This is a genomic window from Listeria ivanovii subsp. ivanovii, from assembly GCF_900187025.1.
Taxonomy (GTDB): domain Bacteria; phylum Bacillota; class Bacilli; order Lactobacillales; family Listeriaceae; genus Listeria; species Listeria ivanovii.
This window is the reverse complement of record NZ_LT906478.1, coordinates 2,585,914-2,605,824: the sequence shown is the minus strand read 5'-3', so window position 1 is coordinate 2,605,824 and position 19,911 is coordinate 2,585,914. Positions and strand designations below refer to the sequence as shown.

Here is a 19,911-nt window from a genome sequence, read left to right as displayed (position 1 = left end):
TAGCTGCCACTATTTTTCACGGCGGAAATTCAAATCTTAAGGGAAATCAAAAATGGTTTTCCTAAATTCCTGAGGGAGGAAATTGTATTATGCCTATCGTTAACATGACAGACATGCTGAAGAAAGCATTAGCTGGAAAATATGCTGTTGGTCAATTCAACATCAACAACCTTGAATGGACTCAAGCAATTTTGAAAGCTGCAGAAGCAGAAAAAGCACCAGTTATTTTAGGAGTTTCTGAAGGAGCTGCTAAATACATGGGAGGATTCAAAACAGTTGTAAAAATGACTGAAGGACTTGTAGAAGACCTAAAAATCACTGTTCCTGTTGCGATTCACCTTGACCATGGTTCTAGCTTTGATTCTTGTAAAGCGGCTATCGATGCAGGATTCTCTTCTGTAATGATCGACGGCTCTCACCACCCAATCGACGAAAATATTGCAATGACTAAACAAGTTGTTGATTACGCTCATGCTAAAGGCGTATCTGTAGAAGCTGAAATTGGAACTGTTGGTGGAGACGAAGACGGAGTAACTGGTGGAATCAACTATGCTGATCCACAAGAATGCTTACGTGTTGTTAAAGAAGCTAACATTGATGCACTTGCTGCAGCATTAGGTTCTGTTCACGGTCCTTACCACGGCGAACCTGTTCTTGGTTTTGACGAAATGAAAGAAATCTCTGAACTTACAGGTGCTCCACTTGTACTTCACGGCGGTTCTGGAATTCCTGAACACCAAGTTAAAAAAGCAATTGAATTAGGTCACAGCAAAATCAATGTTAACACTGAATGCCAAATCGTTTGGACTGCAGCTGTTCGCGAAAAATTAGCTACTGATGATAAAGTTTATGATCCACGTAAAGTAATCGGCCCTGGTGTGGACGCGATTATAAAAACTGTTACAGAAAAAATTCAAGAGTTTGGTTCTAATGGCAAAGCGTAAGGCTGAATTTATGATGATATAAAAATAACTGGCAAAATTCACTAGTTGATTTTGCCAGTTATTTTTATGTGGTGATAAAGCACTTATATAGAAGGAATTAATTATCGTTATTATCTTGAATATGGTATGATAGCTATAGCTTTGGAATATAAAAGGAAAGTTATTTCAAATTTCCCGATTAAAACTCATGCTTCAGTCGTATGTATTATTTTTTAAAATGAGTCATAATATAGTTGGTTAATATAATACGTCAGACATAGAATTATGTTATAATAATATACTAAAAGGTGAATGGACAAACGAGGAAGAGAGTAGGCGATAGTAATGAATATAGGGATTTTTACAGATACTTACAGTCCGCAGATTAGCGGTGTAGCTACATCAATCATGATTATGGAAAACGAACTTAGAAAACAAGGGCACACTGTATATATTTTTACAACAACGGATCCTAACGCTGATAGAGAGCGTGAAGAGGGACGTGTGTTTCGTTTGCCTAGTGTTCCGTTTGTTTTCTTTCCAGAACGTCGAGTAGCTGTAGCTGGAATGAACAAATTTATTAAATTAGTAGGACGGTTGGATTTAGATATTATCCACACACATACTGAATTTTCTTTGGGTCTCTTAGGAAAGCGAATTGCTAAGAAGTATAATATACCGTCAATTCATACTTACCACACAATGTATGTAGACTACTTGCATTATATTGCAAAAGGAAAAATTTTGACACCTTCTATGGTTGGTAAAATGATTAAAACATTTTGTGATAGCTATGATGCTATAATAGCTCCGACTGCAAAGGTAAGACATCATTTAGAAGCACAAGGTATCCATAAATTAATGTATACTATTCCAACTGGTACGGATATTTCTTCCTTTGCTCCAGTTGAAAAGCAACAAATTTTAGATTTGAAAAAATCACTTGGAATTGGAATGGATGATTCAGTAATTCTTTCGCTAGGGAGAATTGCTCACGAGAAAAATATTGATGCAATAATTAATGCGATGCCAGAAATACTCCAAAAAGAACCGAATGCTAAGCTCGTGATTGTTGGAGATGGTCCAGTGCGCAAAGACTTAGAAAAAATAGTAGAAACTAAGAATTTAGAAGAACATATTATTTTCACTGGTGCAGTTGACTGGGAAAATATTGGTTTATATTATCAATTAGGAGATCTTTTTGTAAGTGCATCAACAACAGAAACACAAGGATTGACATACGCAGAGGCGATGGCGGCTTCTTTACCAGTAGTTGCAAAACGCGATGAAAGCATTGAAGGATTTTTAACCGACCGAGAAACAGCCTTTTTATTCGATCAAGATGATGAATTAGCAGATTTATTAGTCCAAATCCTAACTGATAAAAATATGGCAACACTTGTAGCAAACAATGGAAGAGTGAAGGTGGAATCAATTTCTGCGGATCAATTTGGCCGCAATATAGAAGCCATGTATGAGGAAATATGTGAGATTTACCGCGTAAAGCGAGAAAATGGTTCTATTAAAAAAGAACGAACTTTAATTAGAAGCATCATCGCTTCTGAAGTATTCTCACTTTCATCTTCTACACACAGTCATAGAAAAGAGAGGTCCTCGCATCATGATTAAGTTAACAATGTTATCTTCGGCAGAAAAAGTAAAAGGACAAGGTGTGGCTTCAGCGTACCGAGAACTTGTAAATTTATTAAAAGAAAGATATTCAAATGAGATTGATATGGAATTTAATAGTTTCAAAAAATCGGATATCACCCATTATCACACAGTTGATTTCCGTTTTTTTCTTTCAACTTTTTTTAAGAAAAAACGAGGTGTTCGTGTCGGTTATGTGCATTTTATACCTGAAACTATGGAAGGAAGCCTAAAATTACCATGGATTGCACGGGTTATTTTTTATAAATATTTGATTGGTTTTTATAAGCGAATGGATGAGATTGTTGTTGTAAATCCATCGTTTATACCTAAACTAACTGCCTATAATATCCCGAAAGAACGGATTCATTATATACCAAATTTTGTTTCTAAAAAAACTTTTTTTCCAATTTCCGATGAAGAAAAACAGCATGTTCGAGAAAAATATGGAATTCCAACAGATAAATTTACAGTTATTGGGATTGGACAAGTGCAACATCGAAAAGGCGTGCTTGACTTTATTGAAGTAGCAAAACGGCTTCCAAACGTTCAGTTTGTTTGGGCTGGGGGTTTTTCTTTTGGTAAAATTACTTCTGGTTATGAAGAACTTAAGCGGATTTACGATAATCCACCAGCGAATGTAAAATTTATTGGAATAGTTGATCGTTCAGAAATGAATGCTTGTATAAATATGGCAGATATTTTCTTTATGCCATCATATAATGAGTTATTTCCAATGGCAATTTTAGAAGCTATGAGTTCAGATGTTCCGATTTTACTTCGAAATCTGGATTTATATGAAGAAATACTAGATGGTTATTATATAAAAGAAGCTGACAATTCTGGCTTTGTCCGAGCTATTGAGCGTTTAGAAACGGATTCAGCTTATTATAAGAAAATGCTACAGGCAGCCAAACAAGGGGCAACCTATTATTCAGAAGACCGACTAGCAGGTATATGGTATACATTTTATCAAGGCTTGTTAACAAAGGAGTTAGAGCAATGAGTGGAAGCTCCAAGAAGAACATATTTAATATTGTCATTGTATTAGCAATTAGTATAGGCTTTATTATTTGGCAATTCAAAGATGTAGATATGAAATGGTCTACCTTTCTTATTTCACTGCTTAAGGTGAACCCATGGTGGATGATGGCTGCTCTGGGTGCTATGTTTATTTATTGGTTTTTAGAAGCGGTTGTATTGCAAACAGCTTCTAAACCAGCAAATCAGAATCAGCGCTTTTTTTCATCTTTTCGGATTACGATGATTGGTCAATTTTTTAATACGATTACGCCAATGGCAACTGGTGGACAACCAGCACAATTAGTAATGCTAACCAAACAAGGTATGGATGCAGGACGTGGGAGTTCCGTTTTGCTAGTGAAATTTATTATTTATCAGGCGATGGTTGTATTAAATTTTATAGTTATCCTGATATTTGGAATTCATTATTTGATGGCAGGTGTAACTCAATTGAAATACCTGGTTTTAATTGGTTTTTCTGTTCATTTGCTTGTAATTGCTTGTTTAATTTTAATTGGTCGAAGTCAAAAATTCACTACTAGTTTGGTGCATATTTTGCTTATACCAACTAGATTGTTTGTGAAAAAAGAAAAAGTTGATAATTGGAGAAAAATTTTAGATGAAAAAATTGCTACTTTCCATGAAGAAAGTAGCCGGATTGGGAAAGATTGGAAATTAATTATTCGTTGTTGTCTCTATACAACATTACAGTTATGGGTTTATTTTTCGATTCCATTCTTTATTTTACACGCAATTGGTGTAACTGGCATAGGGCTATATATGGCAATCACTTATCATGCGTTCATAATCATGTTTGCAACCGTTATGCCTACGCCTGGTGGTGCAGGTGGTGCAGAATATACTTTCACATTGTTATTTGGTATGTTACTAGGGCCAGCAAAGCTTCTTATGGCACTGATTTTATGGCGAATTATTACGTACTATAACTGTATCATATTTGGTGCTGGAGCTTTATTAGTCAAAGATACCTCACCTAAGGAAATCAAGCCGCGAATTGAAGCCATTGCAAAAATACCAGCAAAAAATGTACCGCAATAATAGAAGCTTGGAGCAATTTGTTCCCAGCTTTTTTTAGTGAAAGAATCTTGCAAAGTAAAACAAATTAATGGATAATAATAAAGTATTAGAAGCTTCAGGAAAGAAGGGTACATTTGTGACGGAAAAATTAGTTATTCGAGGCGGCAAAAAATTAGCGGGCACTATGCAAGTAGATGGTGCAAAAAATAGTGCGGTTGCCTTGATTCCAGCTGCAATTTTGGCGGAATCTGAAGTTGTTTTAGAAGGTTTACCAGATATTTCTGATGTATATACACTTTATGATATTTTAGAAGAACTTGGCGGCAGTGTTCGTTATGATAATAAAACGGCAGTGATAGATCCGACTGATATGATTTCAATGCCACTACCAACTGGGAATGTAAAGAAATTACGTGCTTCTTATTACTTAATGGGAGCAATATTAGGCCGATTTAAAAAAGCAGTCATTGGACTTCCGGGAGGCTGTTATTTAGGTCCACGCCCAATTGATCAACATATTAAAGGTTTTGAAGCATTAGGAGCGAAAGTAACAAATGAACAAGGTGCGATTTATTTGCGTGCAGATGAACTTATTGGTGCACGGATTTACTTAGATGTTGTGAGCGTTGGTGCGACTATTAATATTATGCTTGCAGCTGTTCGAGCTAAAGGGAAAACTGTAATAGAAAATGCCGCAAAAGAGCCTGAAATTATTGATGTCGCTACACTGCTAAGCAATATGGGTGCGATTATTAAAGGAGCAGGGACAGATACCATTCGGATTACCGGGGTAGAGCATCTTCATGGTTGTCATCATACAATTATTCCAGATAGAATTGAAGCCGGTACTTTCATGGTTCTCGCTGCAGCTTCTGGAAAAGGAATTCGGATTGAAAATGTTATTCCGACTCATTTAGAAGGAATCATTGCAAAATTGACAGAAATGGGCGTTCCAATGGATATTGAGGAAGATGCTATTTTTGTTGGTGAAGTAGAAAAAGTGAAAAAAATAGATATTAAAACCTATGCTTATCCAGGATTTCCAACTGATTTGCAACAACCGCTGACTGCACTTTTGACACGAGCGGAAGGCAGTAGTGTGGTAACCGATACGATTTATCCAAGTCGTTTCAAGCATATTGCAGAATTGGAACGAATGGGCGGGAAATTTAAATTAGAAGGTAGATCTGCTGTCATTAATGGTCCAGCAAAACTACAAGGTTCTAAAGTGACGGCGACAGATTTACGTGCGGGCGCTGCACTTGTAATTGCGGGACTTCTAGCAGAAGGGCAAACAGAAATCCATGGTGTAGAACATATTGAGCGTGGCTACAGCAAAATCATCGAAAAACTTGCTGCAATTGGAGCCGATATAACTCGTAGCAGTACAGCGGAAACAAAAATTTGAAAAAAGAGAGGCTGAGCGAATAAATTCGTTTCGGCCTACCCTCTATTAGCCTCATAATTATTTATTCTCGAAAAAATTATTAACTCAAAAAAGGTGGTACATATATGGCTAAACTGTCCATTGCATACTTAGAAAGTTTAACAATTAAAGATATTTATGCCCTTGCAAAAGAACATAAAATTGCCTATTACAGCAAACTAACCAAAAGAGAACTGATTTTTGCGCTATTAAAATCAAATGCGGAAAAAGAGGGATTCTTTTTTATGGAAGGTGTTTTAGAAATCATCCCGAATGAAGGGTTTGGTTTCTTACGACCGATTAATTATTCATCCAGTTCGGAAGATATTTATATTTCGGCTTCACAAATCAGGCGTTTTGAACTTAGAACAGGGGATAAAGTCTCTGGCAAAGTTCGTCCACCAAAAGAAAATGAACGTTATTTTGGATTATTGCATGTCGAAGCAGTCAATGGGGAAAAACCGGAAGTTGCGAAAGAAAGAGTGCATTTTCCAGGACTGACTCCACTTTATCCAGATCGCCAAATTCATTTAGAAACAGAGAAAACACCGATTTCTACAAGAACAATCGATTTAATATCGCCAATAGGTTTTGGACAGCGGGGATTAATTGTTGCCCCTCCAAAAGCTGGTAAAACCGTTCTGTTAAAAGAAATTGCTAATGCGATTACAACTAATCACCCAGATTCAGAATTGATTGTCTTGCTGATAGATGAGCGCCCTGAAGAAGTAACGGATATCGAGCGTTCGGTAAAAGCAGATGTTGTAAGCTCTACGTTTGATGAAGTGCCAGAGAACCATATTAAAGTAGCCGAATTAGTTTTAGAACGTGCGATGCGCCTTGTGGAACAAAAACGCGATGTAGTTATTTTGATGGATAGTATTACTAGGTTAGCAAGAGCGTATAATTTAGTCATTCCTCCAAGTGGTCGAACGCTTTCTGGAGGAATTGATCCAGCCGCTTTCCACAGACCAAAACGATTTTTCGGTGCAGCGCGTAATATTGAAGAAGGCGGAAGTCTAACAATCCTTGCAACAGCACTTGTGGATACAGGTTCGCGCATGGACGATGTCATTTATGAGGAATTTAAAGGAACTGGTAACATGGAATTACATTTAGATCGTCAATTAGCTGAACGTCGTGTCTTTCCTGCTATTGATATGCGTCGATCCGGAACAAGAAAAGAAGAACTACTATTATCTAAAGATCGCTTAGAGCAACTTTGGAAAATTAGAAAAGCGATGCCAAAACAAGGTGACGGACTTGATATTTCTGAGCGTTTCGTCCGCTATTTGAAAAAAACCGCGAATAATGAGGCGTTTTATGAATTATTACAAGAAGAGATGTTTAAAAAATAAAATTTATAATCATACTGGAGAGAAAGAAGATAGCTTATGAGTAAAATTAGACAATTATTAGACAAGATACCATGGTATACAGACAAGATTCATAGCATTTTGATGTATTTGATTATGGGCGGATTTGCAACAATTATTAATATTGTGGCATTTTGGTTCTGTGAAGCTGTATTAGGTTGGGATTATCGTGTTGCCAATACAATTGCTTGGATTGCTTCTGTTCTTTTTGCGTACTTTTCTAATAAAAAATATGTTTTCGAGAGCTATACTCCAACATGGCAAGACAAAGTAAGAGAAGCCTCTTCCTTTTTTGGATTTCGCTTTTTAACCTACATAGTAGACATTTTAGTGATGATTCTATTAATAAGCGTGCTATCCGTAGACGAACTATGGGCAAAAATTTGGACAAATGTGATTGTGCTCGTGCTCAACTATGTATTTAGTAAATGGATAATTTTCAAAGTAAAAAAATAATCTTGCTTGTTTGCTTTAACATTGTTATAATATCTATACTGTGTGTAAAAGCACTTATTACTCTGTTTCAGATGATTCAGGGCGAAGGAGTTGAAAAGAAATGAAAACTGGAATTCATCCTGAGTACCGTCAAGTGGTATTTGTTGATACTAGTACTGATTTCAAATTTTTGTCAGGTTCTACTAAGAGCTCAAGCGAAACAATTAAATGGGAAGATGGCAACGAGTATCCGTTACTTCGTGTCGAAATCTCTTCTGATTCGCATCCGTTCTATACTGGTAAACAAAAACATGCTACAGCAGACGGACGTGTGGACCGCTTCAACAAAAAGTACGGTCTCAAATAAGCAAAAAAGTTCTAGAGGGTATCCTAAGGGGTATCCTCTTTTTCCATTTACTATGGACAATTTAAATAAAAAAGTATAATATACTTAAAATATGAAGGGAGTTAGAGTAGATGGAAATTAGAATGCTAAAATATTTTCTGATAGTAGCAGAAGAACAAAATATTACTCAAGCTGCCAAAAAAATTCATATCACTCAACCAACACTAAGTAGGCAAATTAGGGATTTTGAAGCAAGTTTACAAACAGAGTTATTTATCCGGAAAAATAAAAAGTTGTATTTAACTGAGCCAGGCTTGTTTTTGAAAAAAAGAGCAGAAGAAATGTTAGAATTAGACGGGAAAACCGAACAAGAATTTGCTAAATATCAAAATGCACTTTTGAAAGGTCAAATTTCGATTGGTTGTGTAGAGGCGAATAGCTCGCATTTCTTGGCTAAAATGTTAGAAGAAATGATTGCTGACCATCCGCAAGTTACATTTAATATGTACAGTGGAACAAGTAATGATATTATTGAACGATTAGATAAAGGTTTACTAGATGTTGCGCTTTTAATAGATCCAGTACCAGCTGATAATTATAATAAATTGGTTTTACCAGATAAGGAAATCTGGGGTCTACTCGTTTCGACAGAATATTTTATAACGAATCAGCAGTATATTTCGCCAAAAGAAATATTAGATGTACCAATAATTTGGTCAGGTCGAAAAGAAGTCCAAAACATGCTATGCTCATGGGGGACTTTTGAAGAGGGAGATTTGAATATTGTAGGTAAATATAATTTGATTTTTAACGTGATTTCATTGGTTGAAAATAAAGTAGGAGCGGCTTTTGCGATTCAAGGGGCAATAGATAACCGGAAAAACAGTACAAAATTTCTACCACTTAGCCCGATACTTGAAACTAATTGTGTGCTTGTTTGGAAAAAAGACACAATACTAAGTGACACAGTGCTCACGTTCATCAGGAAAATGAAAAATGCTTTGAAGGCATGAAACTAAGCTTAAGAAGTATTGGACGATAGGTAAATTAAGCTGTAACATAAACTTGTAAGGGAATCCTTATGTTTATGTTACAGCTTTTTTGAGGTAAAAAAGACGATTATACTATATTTTTCTAGAAAAGACGAAAACTTTATAAGTAGGGAAATTCGACCATTAACAATTGGGAAGACGGAAGTTGTAGCGAAAAAATAAGCAAGAAGATAGGCACACTACTTTTTTCTACTACTCCTAAAGTGAACTATCCATATGACTATCATGAGACGGTTAATGTTGTTCGAAAAGAAGATCAGCAAGGTATTAAACCAGCATAAATCCTATTGAAATTGATTATCCCTTTTGTACTCGTGAACGCAGTGCTTTTGGGTATAATTTAATGATATGAAAGAAAATTTTTGTAGACTCAAAAATAGAATTAGGGTTACCAGTAAGAGATTCCAGGGTAGAGAAAGCAGATGAGGCTATTTCCAATTGGCTTATAGCTTATAAGGTGAATGGAGGAAATGAAAATGACAAAATTTGAAGAAGTGAAAAATGGTGTCATCTTTTCAAGTGGAGAAAAAAACGAGGCATTTGTGCAATATTTTATAGGCCAAAGCTATTTGAATTCTTTAGTGACCGATCCAGCTATTAATGTTGGTGTAGGGAATGTCACGTTTGAACCAGGGTGCCGCAATAATTGGCATATTCATCATAATGGTTTCCAAATTTTATTAGTTACTGGTGGAGAAGGTTGGTACCAAGAAGATGGGAAAGAAGCACAGTTCCTACAAGCTGGAGACGTAATAGTAACACATGATGGTGTAAAACATTGGCACGGAGCAACTGCAAACAGCTGGTTCGAACATATTGCGATTACCGCAGGAATACCTGAGTGGCTAGAATCAGTATCTGATGAAGTTTATTTACCATTAAAAAATAAGGAAGAGGGGTTCAAAAAATGAAAAAACAAACAGCAGGAAGAAATAACCTAGGTGAATTTGCGCCACAATTTGCTGCTTTAAATGATGATGTCTTGTTTGGAGAAGTGTGGGCAAAAGCAACAGAATTGTCGCCTAGAGATCGTAGTTTAATTACTGTTTCCAGTCTATTAACGCAAGGGGTACCACAGTTAGAAGCGCATTTGAAAATGGCAAAAGAAAATGGTGTAACAAAAGAAGAAATCGTAGCATTAATTACACATCTTGCTTTCTACACGGGTTGGCCAAAAGCTTGGTCTGCTTTTAATTTAGCAAAAAAAATTTTTGATGGAGACGGGCTGTAAAGCGCCTCTTGAATAAAGGAGTTATCATGAAGTTTTTTTCGATGAAATTATTGGCATTACTATCCGTGGCACTGATTGTTAACTCTGCACCAGCTATTTCTGCGAATATACCTGCAATTACTGAAAGCTTCAAAGAGGTAAATCCAGTGTATGTTGGACTCTTAACGACAGTGCCTTCGTTATTTTTAATAGCTGGTGTTTTTTTTACTAGCTTGATTGAAAAAATTTTAGGAAGGAAATATACCATTGTTACCGGTTTAGTCATCGTGGGGGTTTTTGGGACTTTACCGGCTTGGTATCAAGGAAGTTTTTTCGTGTTATTTCTTTCAAGATGCTTACTAGGTTTAGGAATAGGATTATTTAATCGTCTGCTTATTCAGATGATTAGTAGCTTATATCAAAATGACAATGGGAAAAAGGCAAGGGCGCTTGGCTTAGAAAGTGCTTGCGAAGGACTAGGCGGTATTGTCATGACAATTGGCGTCGGTCAGTTAATAAAAGTAAATTGGACAAGTTCTTTTTGGGTGTATAGTTTCGCCATTTTGAGTCTTGTTTTTGTCATCATGTTCATTCCAAACCAAGTTGTGGCAATTAATAATAAAGAAGAAAACATTAAAGTTAGCACGATTTCCATAGAACGAAAAATAAGGTCAATTGTTTTAGGCTGTATTTTATTTTGTATTGTACTTTTATTTATTAATTATAATCTGCAAATTACACCACTTTTAATTGAGCAAGGATTGGGGGATGCGACGAGCGGAAGTAATATGATTGCAGCAATTGGAGCTGGAGCGTTTATTGCGGGGAATTTATTCGGTAGAACATATACATATTTGAAAAGGTGGCTACTACCAATTGCTACTTTTATGGCTGGAATAAGTATTTTCTTCACTAACTTGTCTACATCACTTTTATTTACATTAATTTGTTCCTTAGTCTTAGGATTTTCGTTTCGCAATATTATGCCTTATTTTATGCATACACTTACTACTGGTGGTGAAAAAGTAGCCAAATTCGGAGCGACTGTTGTTTTAGTGGCATATAACCTGGGGGCAACCCTTTCTCCATACGCTTCACAAATTATTTCCAGATTTAGTGGTAGTGCGAGTGCGGATAACCAAATAATCATCATGGGGTTATTATTAAGTGCTATTAGCTTGATTACACTAATTTTCAATAAATATATGACGGTTTAGAAAAGTGACGAGGAGGAACCAAAATGAATATTTCAGAAGTAGCTACTCGTCAAAATATCACCCCGGCAACATGAAGGTATTTTGAGCAACAAGGGTTAATTACAACGATTAAACGAAATGCGTCAGGAATAAGAGATAATTCTACCGAAGACTTGAAGTGGATAGAATTTTTTCAATGTATGCGCAGTTCGGGCTTATCGATTGACTCATTAGCAAGATACACCAAATTATTTCAATTAGGTAATGTTGCTCTTCAAGGGCGCAAAAAAATCCTTGATCTGGAATACGAAAAACTTTTGGGAAAACAAACGCAAATAAATGAAACAGTTTTAGAACTAGGGGTGAAAATAAAAAATTACGAACCGAAAATAAAGCAATTTAGATAATATATGATTGTTAGACAGGCCTAATAGAAGTGGGGTGCCTTTTTTTTATAAACAGCCAAAAATAAAAACTTTCCATACAAGGGTTTACTTTTCCCTGTGAAGTTGCGTATAATATCACTAATTACTTTTTTATGAGCAGGTGATAAAAAAGTTAAATTTTCTGTTTTGTTAAACAATATAAGGAGGTTTTCAAGTGGAAGCAAAGTTACAAGTAGGTGTGTTAGGTTTTGGGACGGTAGGAAGCGGAGTTATTCATATATTAGAAGAACACCAAGAAAAAATTAGTCAAGTAACTGGCTACCATATTTCTGTGAAGAAAGTGTTAGTCCGTAACTTAGAAAAGAATCGCCGTTATGAAACAAAAGGTTTTGAACTAACCACCAATCCGTCTGATGTACTGGATGATCCAGAAATTGCTGTTGTTGTTGAGGTTATGGGCAGCATCACAACTGCGCGGGAATACATTTTGCAGGCCTTGAAAGCTGGAAAACATGTAGTAACTGCGAATAAAGATTTAATTGCGCTTCATGGGGACGAATTAGTGGCAGTTGCACAAGCTAACAAATGCGATTTATTTTACGAAGCGAGTGTTGCTGGTGGCATTCCGATTTTACGTACCATTGTAAACAGCCTAGCAGCGGATAAAATTCAAAAAGTAATGGGTATCGTCAACGGGACGACTAATTTCATGCTAACAAAAATGACGACAGAGAAAAAGTCCTATGAAGAAGTTTTAGCAGAAGCTCAAGCACTAGGTTTTGCGGAATCCGATCCAACAAATGATGTGGACGGTATTGATGCAGCGAGAAAAATGGTTATTATGACCCGTCTAGCATTTGGAATGAATGTAGATTTAGATAATGTGGAAACTAGTGGTATCCGCGGAATTTCCCCAGAAGATATTGAAGTAGCTTATCAACTAGGTTATAAAATCAAACTAGTTGGTACCGCAGAAGAAACAAATGGTATGGTCAACGTTAATGTTGGACCGGTATTATTACCAAAGGCGCATCCTCTTGCAGGTGTTAACTATGAAAACAATGCAGTATTCGTAACAGGAGCTGCTGTTGGAGAAACTATGTTTTATGGTCCAGGTGCCGGCGAACTACCAACTGCAACTAGTGTAGTTAGTGACTTAATTACCGTTGCTAAAAATAGTCGTCTAGGTACGAACGGAAATGCCTTCAATAGTTACAAACACGAAACAAAACATACTCCAAAAGAACAAGTTTTCTCTAAATATTATCTTCGTCTAACAATGGATGATAAAACAGGAACCTTCCTCAAGTTAACGCAAATTTTTGCGGAAGCTGGAGTAGGCTTTGATAAAATTTTACAACAACCTTTTGATGATTTTACAGCAACCGTTGTTATCGTTACGCATTCAACAAGCCAAGCACAATTAGAACAAGCAATAGCCAGAGTAAAAAATGAGCCAGAAATGCAAATGCTCGCAAAATATTCCGTTGTGGAGGGTTAAAAAATGTATAAAGGATTACTCGAAAAATATAAAGAATATCTACCGGTAACAGAAAACACACCAATGATTTCACTTGCGGAAGGGAATACTCCATTAATTCCGCTACCAAATTTGTCCAAAGAACTAGGTGTCACTTTATACGGGAAATATGAAGGCTTAAATCCAACTGGTTCATTTAAAGACCGCGGAATGGTTATGGCTGTAGCTAAAGCGAAAGAAGAAGGTGCGGAAGCCGTTATTTGTGCTTCCACAGGGAATACTTCAGCGGCAGCGGCAGCATACGCAACACGTGCGGGGCTAAAAGCGTACATTGTTATCCCAGAAGGTAAAGTTGCACTTGGAAAATTAGCGCAAGCAGTTATGTATGGTGCAGATATTATTTCGATTCAAGGGAATTTTGATGAAGCATTAAAGTCTGTTCGAAAACTTGCTGAAACAGAAGCTGTAACGCTAGTAAACTCTGTGAATCCTTACCGTTTAGAAGGACAAAAAACAGCTGCATTTGAAATTTGTGAGCAGCTAGGTTCAGCACCTGATGTCCTTGCTATTCCAGTAGGGAACGCGGGAAATATATCGGCATATTGGAAAGGTTTTAAAGAATGGAATGCTGCCCATAATTCTGGTCTTCCACGAATGCACGGTTTTGAAGCTGAGGGTGCGGCTGCGATTGTTCAGGGCAAGCCAATTGCTAATCCAGAGACGATTGCTACAGCGATTCGTATTGGTAACCCAGCTAGTTGGGGACTTGCTGAGACGGCTCGTGATGAGTCTGATGGTTACATTCACTCTGTTACCGATGATGAAATAGTAAATGCCTATAAAAAAATCGCTGCACAAGATGGAGTCTTCATCGAACCAGGTTCTGCTGCTTCTTTAGCGGGTGTAATTCAGCACGTAGCAAATGGTACCATCAAGAAAGGTGAGACGGTAGTTTGTGTGTTCACTGGAAACGGATTAAAAGATCCAGATACAGCAATGAGTGTGCATGAGATCCCGGTTTCCCATGTGGATGATATTGAAGCAATGCGTGCACACCTTCGCGGAGGAGTGAAAGCTTAATGCATATTCGTGTCCCAGCAACTACCGCCAATCTTGGTCCGGGTTTTGATTCATGTGGCTTGGCTTTGACGCTCTATCTAACGTTAGATATCGGTGAACCCGCTATGAATTGGTATATTGAACACAATATTGGTGGGGGCATTCCGCATGATGAGACAAACGTTATTATCGAAACTGCACTAAATCTTGCACCCAATTTAACGCCGCACCATTTAGTGATGACTTGTGATATCCCTCCCGCCCGTGGACTTGGTAGTAGTTCTGCTGCAGTTGTTGCAGGAATTGAACTAGCAAATATATTAGGCGAACTAAACCTTTCTAAAGAAGAAAAAGTGCGAATTGCAGCTGAAATTGAAGGGCATCCAGATAATGTCGCGCCAGCCGTCCTAGGTAACTGGGTAGTAGGTGCAAAATTAGATGGAGAAGATTTCTATGTGCGCCACCTCTTCCCAGATTGCGCTTTAATTGCCTTTATTCCTAAAACAGAACTACTAACTTCTGAAAGTAGGGATGTGTTACCTGATACACTTCCATTTAGAGAAGCAGTGAAAGCTAGTAGTATTGCAAATGTCATGATTGCAGCCATTTTACGTAATGATATGAAACTTGCTGGTGAAATGATGGAACGAGATTTATGGCATGAAAAATATCGCAGTAAGTTAGTTCCTCATTTACCACAAATTCGAAAAATCGCTAAAAAACAAGGTGCATATGCAGCCTGTTTGAGTGGTGCTGGACCAACCGTTTTGGTTTTTGCCCCTCGCTCTACAGCTCAAAATATCCAAATCTCACTACGAAACTTAGAAATCGATGCGGATGTGCTTCTCCTAGATGTGGAAGGCAGTGGCGCAGAAATTTTTCGTTAAAATCGAGCTATGTCGTACTCAGGCATAGCTTTTTTATGTAGCGGAAAACTATATGTCCCAATTTCGACAGCTCTATGATAAAATAGGAAAAGAGTTTAAAAAGTTAAAGGGAGCGGTCTTATGGCACAATTATTTTTCCGTTATGGTTCCATGAATAGTGGGAAAACCATTGAAATTCTAAAAGTCGCACATAATTACGAAGAACAAAATAAATCAGTGGTCATCTTTACATCTGGAATTGATGACAGAGATCAAGTCGGTTTCATTTCCAGTCGAATCGGATTAAAACGTGAAGCAATCCCTATTTTTAGCGATACAAATATTTACGAGATAGTAGCAAAAATCACGCCTAAGCCAAGTTGTGTTTTGTTAGACGAATCACAGTTTTTAGAAAAAGAACATGTTTTTCAATTAGCAAAAATTGTAGACGATTTAAATATTCCCGTTATTGCGTATGGCTTAAAAAATGATTTTCGGAATGAACTTTTCGAAGGCTCCAAATATTTGTTATTATATGCAGATAAATTAGAAGAAATGAAAACAATTTGCTGGTTTTGCGCGAAAAAAGCAACGATGGTACTTCGCGTCGATGACAAAGGTAAACCAGTTTATACAGGCGAGCAAATTATGATTGGCGGGAATGACCATTACTATCCAGTGTGTCGCAAATGCCACGCCCATCCACCAATAAAATAATTTAAAGAGGTGTTGTAATAAAATGTATGATCGATTACAAGCGGTGGAAGACCGTTACGATGAACTAAACGAACTACTTAGTGATCCTGATGTAGTATCTGACCCAAAAAGACTACGAGATTTATCCAAAGAACAATCCGGAATTACGGCTACAGTAGAAACGTATCGTGAATATAAAAACGTGAATGCACAAATTGAAGAAACGAAAGAACTTTTAAGCGAAAAACTTGATGACGATATGCGTGAAATGGCAAAAGAAGAATTTGCAGAACTTCAAAAAGAAAAAGTAGACCTAGAAGAACGGCTTAAACTGCTCCTCGTTCCAAAAGATCCTAATGATGACAAAAACGTTATTCTAGAAATTCGCGGAGCAGCGGGTGGCGATGAAGCCGCTTTATTTGCAGGCGATTTATTCCGGATGTATAGCAAATATGCGGAGTCACGCGGTTGGAAAGTAGAAATAATGGACGCTAACCCGACCGGAATTGGCGGTTACAAAGAAATTATCGCGATGATGAACGGAAACGATGCCTTTTCTCGGATGAAATATGAAAATGGAGCCCATCGTGTACAACGTGTTCCAGAGACCGAATCAGGCGGTCGTATCCATACGTCAACAGCGACAGTGGCTATTTTGCCAGAAGCTGAAGAAGTAGAAATCGAGTTGCATGATAAAGATATCCGGACAGATACATTTGCTTCGACTGGTGCGGGTGGACAAAGTGTCAATACAACCATGTCAGCAGTGCGTTTGACACATATTCCAACTGGGATTGTTGTTTCGATGCAAGATGAGCGCTCACAGTTGAAAAATAAAGACAAAGCAATGAAAGTCTTACGTGCACGTGTTTATGATAAATTCGAACGCGAAGCCAGGGAAGAGTATGACGCTAACCGTAAATCAGCAGTTGGAACAGGCGATCGCTCTGAACGTATCCGCACATATAATTATCCGCAAAATCGTGTAACAGACCACCGCATTGGCTTAACCATTCAAAAACTAGATCAAATTATGGAAGGCAAACTCGATGAAATTATTGATGCGCTAATCCTGGAAGATCAAACAAGTAAGCTGGAACATTTAAATGACGCAAATTAGTCAGCTGTTAAAAAATGCGGAAACGATTCTGCTTGAAAAAGGGTTAGACCAAAATGCTGCTGAAATTCTACTCGAAACGAGAATGGGGCTTTCTCGTTCAGAACTTTGGATGGAAATTAACCGAGAGCTTGAGCCAAATCATGAAAAACAATTTCAAGCGGATTTTGAACGATATTTAGCAGGTGAGCCAGTGCAATATATCTTAAAAACAGCACCTTTTTATGGTTATGATTTTTTAGTTACTAAAGATGTGCTTATTCCGCGCCCGGAAACAGAAGAATTGGTCGCTTGTGCGGAAGCTTTTTTAAATAAGAATCCTTTGCCAGCAGTGCTAGATGTCTGTACTGGTAGCGGAATTATTGCGATTGCGCTAAAGAAAGCATTTCCCAATATAGCAATGACTGCTACAGACATTTCAGGTCCAGCGCTTGCCGTTGCGAAAAAGAATGCCTTGTTGTTAAATGCGGATGTGCGTTTTGTGGAAACTGATTTGCTTGAAGCATTCAAACAAAATGGCGAGCACTTCGATATGATTTTAGCTAATCCTCCATATATTTCAGAAGCTGAAAAAGAAACAATGTCAGATTACGTTTTAAAAAATGAGCCGGAGCTTGCCCTTTTTGCAGAGAATGATGGTCTTGCAATCTATGAACGTTTTGTAGCTGACCTGAAATTTGTCTTAAATCCTTCTTTTTGGGTGGGGGTAGAAATAGGTTATACACAAGGGGAAAAAGTAAAACAGTTATTCCAAAAAAGTTATCCACATTCCACTGTGGTTATCCACAAAGATATAAATTCTAGAGATCGCTATGTAACATGTTCAAATATATTGATATAAAGGCGTTTCCGTAATGGGGACGTCATTTTTGTTTTTAAGTTATCCACAAAATTGTGGATAAAATGTTGTGCAAAAAAATTTTTTAATCAAATCTTAATAAATAAAATGGCTTTTTTACTTATCTTTACGAATTATCCACAATTCACAATAAGTTATCCCCATTGACAAAGTTATTATCCACAGTTTGGGGATAACTCGTGTTTAAAATCAACCAATTTCCAGAAATAAAAAACAATGCTGTAAAAATAAGTAAGAAAACGTTAAAATATAGTAGAAGTTATGTAAAGGGGACTGGAATTCGATGCAAACCATCCATTGGAAAATAAATGAGCAACAATCAAATAAAGCTGTTTACGAGCAAGCAGCCGAACTACTGCGAAATGGTGAGTGTGTGGCTTTCCCAACCGAAACAGTTTACGGTCTAGGAGCAGATGCAACGAACCATGCAGCTATTCAAAAAATTTATGCAGCAAAAGGTCGTCCTTCTGATAACCCACTTATTGTCCACATTGCAAGTCGTAATCAGATGGATGCTTTTGTAGCAAGTTACCCACAAAAAGCCATGCAACTGATGGAAAATTTTTGGCCAGGACCATTAACAGTCATTCTGCCTTTAAAAAAAGATAGCTTAGCGAGCAATGTTTCGGCTGGGTTATCCACAGTAGGAGTTCGCATGCCCGAAAATCCTGTGAGTTTGGCATTAATTAAGGAAGCAGCTATCCCAGTTGCAGCACCGAGCGCCAATCGTTCTGGTAAACCAAGTCCGACAAGTGCAAGCCATGTAATAGAAGATTTAGATGGCAAAGTTGCTGGTATAATTGATGGAGGAGAAACAGGGGTAGGGGTTGAATCTACTGTGATTGATTGTTCTAGAGAAATTCCTGTAATACTTCGACCAGGAGGTATTACGAAAGAACAAATCGAGCAAGTCATTGGTTCAGTTGAGCTAGCTACCAATGACGCAAAAGAAACCGAAAAACCAAAAGCACCAGGAATGAAATACACACACTACGCCCCAAAAGCACCAGTTTACCTAATTGAAGGTTCAAAAGAGTTTTGGCAAAAAGAAATAAATAAAGCAGAAGCTGCACATAAAAAAATAGGAATACTAGCGACAACAGAACTTATAGAAAAATTAGCTACAAATGCTATTATCCAAACAACCGGAAGTATTAAGTCAATGGAAGAAGTCGCGACGCATCTTTATAAAGGACTACGAGCTTTTGATCATGCGGATGTGGATATTATTTTTGCAGAAGTTTATCCCGAAATAGAACTAGGTACTGCAGTAATGAACCGTTTGGAAAAAGCGGCAGGAAATCGGAGGATTAGCGAATGAAGGTATTATTTGTATGTACTGGAAATACATGTCGAAGTCCTTTAGCTGAAAAGATTTTACAAGATTTAAGACCAGATATTGACGTTCGTTCAGCGGGAACTCGTGCCATTACAGGTGAGCGCGTATCAGAAAAATCTAAACAAATTCTTTTACAAATGGGTTTAGATTCTGATCACCAAGCTAAGAAAGTCACCCAAACTGATATCGACTGGGCTAACGAAATTTATGTGATGACAAAAGCCCACTTAATTGAACTAAAAAACCTTTTTCCGAAAGCTAGTAATAAAATAAAACTAGTGACAATGGATGAAACGGATATTCCGGACCCATATGGTGGATCTATCGAGCAATATGAAATTACTTATTATGAACTAAAAAGTGCAATTTCCGAACGTTTTTTATAAGTGAAGCGCTTCACTATCGGATTTTGCGTTTTTTTGTTCCAAAATGCT

The 19,911-nt window shown here is 37.3% G+C and carries 20 protein-coding genes and 1 pseudogene; all 21 read left to right on the top strand.

Features of this window, described 5'->3' with window-relative positions; genetic code table 11:
- Positions 1-89 precede the first annotated feature (89 nt).
- The 21 genes and pseudogenes from fba to CKV67_RS12815 all read left to right on the top strand — a co-directional run bounded on the left by fba (position 90) and on the right by CKV67_RS12815 (position 19,863).
- On the top strand, positions 90-944 hold the full coding sequence (fba, locus tag CKV67_RS12920) for a class II fructose-1,6-bisphosphate aldolase (RefSeq protein ID WP_003749581.1): 855 nt from the start codon (positions 90-92) through the stop codon (positions 942-944).
- A gap of 324 nt (positions 945-1,268) precedes the next feature.
- A complete protein-coding gene (locus CKV67_RS12915) occupies positions 1,269-2,552 on the top strand; it encodes a glycosyltransferase family 4 protein (protein ID WP_014093765.1) in 1,284 nt (427 codons plus the stop codon).
- Positions 2,545-3,579 carry a glycosyltransferase family 4 protein gene (locus CKV67_RS12910; RefSeq protein WP_032363906.1) on the top strand — a complete coding sequence of 345 codons (1,035 nt, stop codon included), beginning with the start codon at positions 2,545-2,547 and terminating at the stop codon, positions 3,577-3,579. The genes CKV67_RS12915 and CKV67_RS12910 overlap by 8 nt, the downstream gene beginning before the upstream one ends.
- Positions 3,576-4,655, top strand: a complete 1,080-nt coding sequence (locus tag CKV67_RS12905; protein ID WP_014093763.1) for a lysylphosphatidylglycerol synthase transmembrane domain-containing protein — start codon at positions 3,576-3,578, stop codon at positions 4,653-4,655. Before CKV67_RS12910 ends, CKV67_RS12905 begins: the two co-directional genes overlap by 4 nt.
- A 115-nt stretch (positions 4,656-4,770) precedes the next feature.
- Positions 4,771-6,042, top strand: coding sequence for a UDP-N-acetylglucosamine 1-carboxyvinyltransferase (locus tag CKV67_RS12900; protein WP_014093762.1), 1,272 nt, complete (start codon positions 4,771-4,773; stop codon positions 6,040-6,042).
- Positions 6,043-6,146: 104 nt separating this feature from the next.
- The gene (rho, locus tag CKV67_RS12895; protein WP_014093761.1) at positions 6,147-7,418 is read left to right on the top strand and encodes a transcription termination factor Rho; all 1,272 of its coding nucleotides are present in this window, start codon (positions 6,147-6,149) and stop codon (positions 7,416-7,418) included.
- Positions 7,419-7,454: 36 nt separating this feature from the next.
- Positions 7,455-7,892, top strand: coding sequence for a cell wall teichoic acid glycosylation protein GtcA (gtcA, locus tag CKV67_RS12890; RefSeq protein ID WP_014093760.1), 438 nt, complete (start codon positions 7,455-7,457; stop codon positions 7,890-7,892).
- Between the two features lie 100 nt (positions 7,893-7,992).
- Positions 7,993-8,238 carry a type B 50S ribosomal protein L31 gene (locus CKV67_RS12885; protein ID WP_003720869.1) on the top strand — a complete coding sequence of 82 codons (246 nt, stop codon included), beginning with the start codon at positions 7,993-7,995 and terminating at the stop codon, positions 8,236-8,238.
- 110 nt (positions 8,239-8,348) lie between these two features.
- Complete coding sequence (locus CKV67_RS12880; protein ID WP_025280095.1) at positions 8,349-9,230, top strand: LysR family transcriptional regulator; 882 nt, start codon at positions 8,349-8,351, stop codon at positions 9,228-9,230.
- Between the two features lie 515 nt (positions 9,231-9,745).
- Positions 9,746-10,180: a cupin domain-containing protein gene (locus CKV67_RS12870; protein ID WP_014093758.1), complete on the top strand. Its 435-nt coding sequence runs from the start codon at positions 9,746-9,748 to the stop codon at positions 10,178-10,180.
- Positions 10,177-10,500 carry a carboxymuconolactone decarboxylase family protein gene (locus CKV67_RS12865; protein WP_014093757.1) on the top strand — a complete coding sequence of 108 codons (324 nt, stop codon included), beginning with the start codon at positions 10,177-10,179 and terminating at the stop codon, positions 10,498-10,500. The genes CKV67_RS12870 and CKV67_RS12865 overlap by 4 nt, the downstream gene beginning before the upstream one ends.
- A 41-nt stretch (positions 10,501-10,541) precedes the next feature.
- Positions 10,542-11,696, top strand: a complete 1,155-nt coding sequence (locus tag CKV67_RS12860) for an MFS transporter (protein ID WP_231845372.1) — start codon at positions 10,542-10,544, stop codon at positions 11,694-11,696.
- An 86-nt stretch (positions 11,697-11,782) separates the two neighbouring features.
- Positions 11,783-12,082, top strand: a pseudogene (locus CKV67_RS14920) (MerR family transcriptional regulator); the annotation flags it as partial.
- Positions 12,083-12,275: 193 nt separating this feature from the next.
- Complete coding sequence (locus CKV67_RS12850; protein WP_014093755.1) at positions 12,276-13,562, top strand: homoserine dehydrogenase; 1,287 nt, start codon at positions 12,276-12,278, stop codon at positions 13,560-13,562.
- A gap of 3 nt (positions 13,563-13,565) precedes the next feature.
- On the top strand, positions 13,566-14,621 hold the full coding sequence (thrC, locus tag CKV67_RS12845) for a threonine synthase (RefSeq protein ID WP_014093754.1): 1,056 nt from the start codon (positions 13,566-13,568) through the stop codon (positions 14,619-14,621).
- A complete protein-coding gene (gene thrB, locus CKV67_RS12840) occupies positions 14,621-15,487 on the top strand; it encodes a homoserine kinase (RefSeq protein ID WP_014093753.1) in 867 nt (288 codons plus the stop codon). The genes thrC and thrB overlap by 1 nt, the downstream gene beginning before the upstream one ends.
- Before the next feature lie 120 nt (positions 15,488-15,607).
- Positions 15,608-16,183 (top strand): thymidine kinase, encoded by a 576-nt coding sequence (locus tag CKV67_RS12835; RefSeq protein WP_014093752.1) that lies wholly within the window; start codon positions 15,608-15,610, stop codon positions 16,181-16,183.
- A 22-nt stretch (positions 16,184-16,205) separates the two neighbouring features.
- Positions 16,206-17,282 carry a peptide chain release factor 1 gene (gene prfA / locus CKV67_RS12830; RefSeq protein ID WP_014093751.1) on the top strand — a complete coding sequence of 359 codons (1,077 nt, stop codon included), beginning with the start codon at positions 16,206-16,208 and terminating at the stop codon, positions 17,280-17,282.
- Positions 17,269-18,120, top strand: coding sequence for a peptide chain release factor N(5)-glutamine methyltransferase (gene prmC, locus CKV67_RS12825; RefSeq protein WP_014093750.1), 852 nt, complete (start codon positions 17,269-17,271; stop codon positions 18,118-18,120). The genes prfA and prmC overlap by 14 nt, the downstream gene beginning before the upstream one ends.
- A 301-nt stretch (positions 18,121-18,421) precedes the next feature.
- Entirely contained in the window at positions 18,422-19,459 is a 1,038-nt protein-coding gene (locus CKV67_RS12820) for an L-threonylcarbamoyladenylate synthase (protein WP_014093749.1), read from the top strand.
- The gene (locus CKV67_RS12815; protein WP_014093748.1) at positions 19,456-19,863 is read left to right on the top strand and encodes a low molecular weight protein arginine phosphatase; all 408 of its coding nucleotides are present in this window, start codon (positions 19,456-19,458) and stop codon (positions 19,861-19,863) included. Before CKV67_RS12820 ends, CKV67_RS12815 begins: the two co-directional genes overlap by 4 nt.
- Positions 19,864-19,911 lie beyond the last annotated feature (48 nt).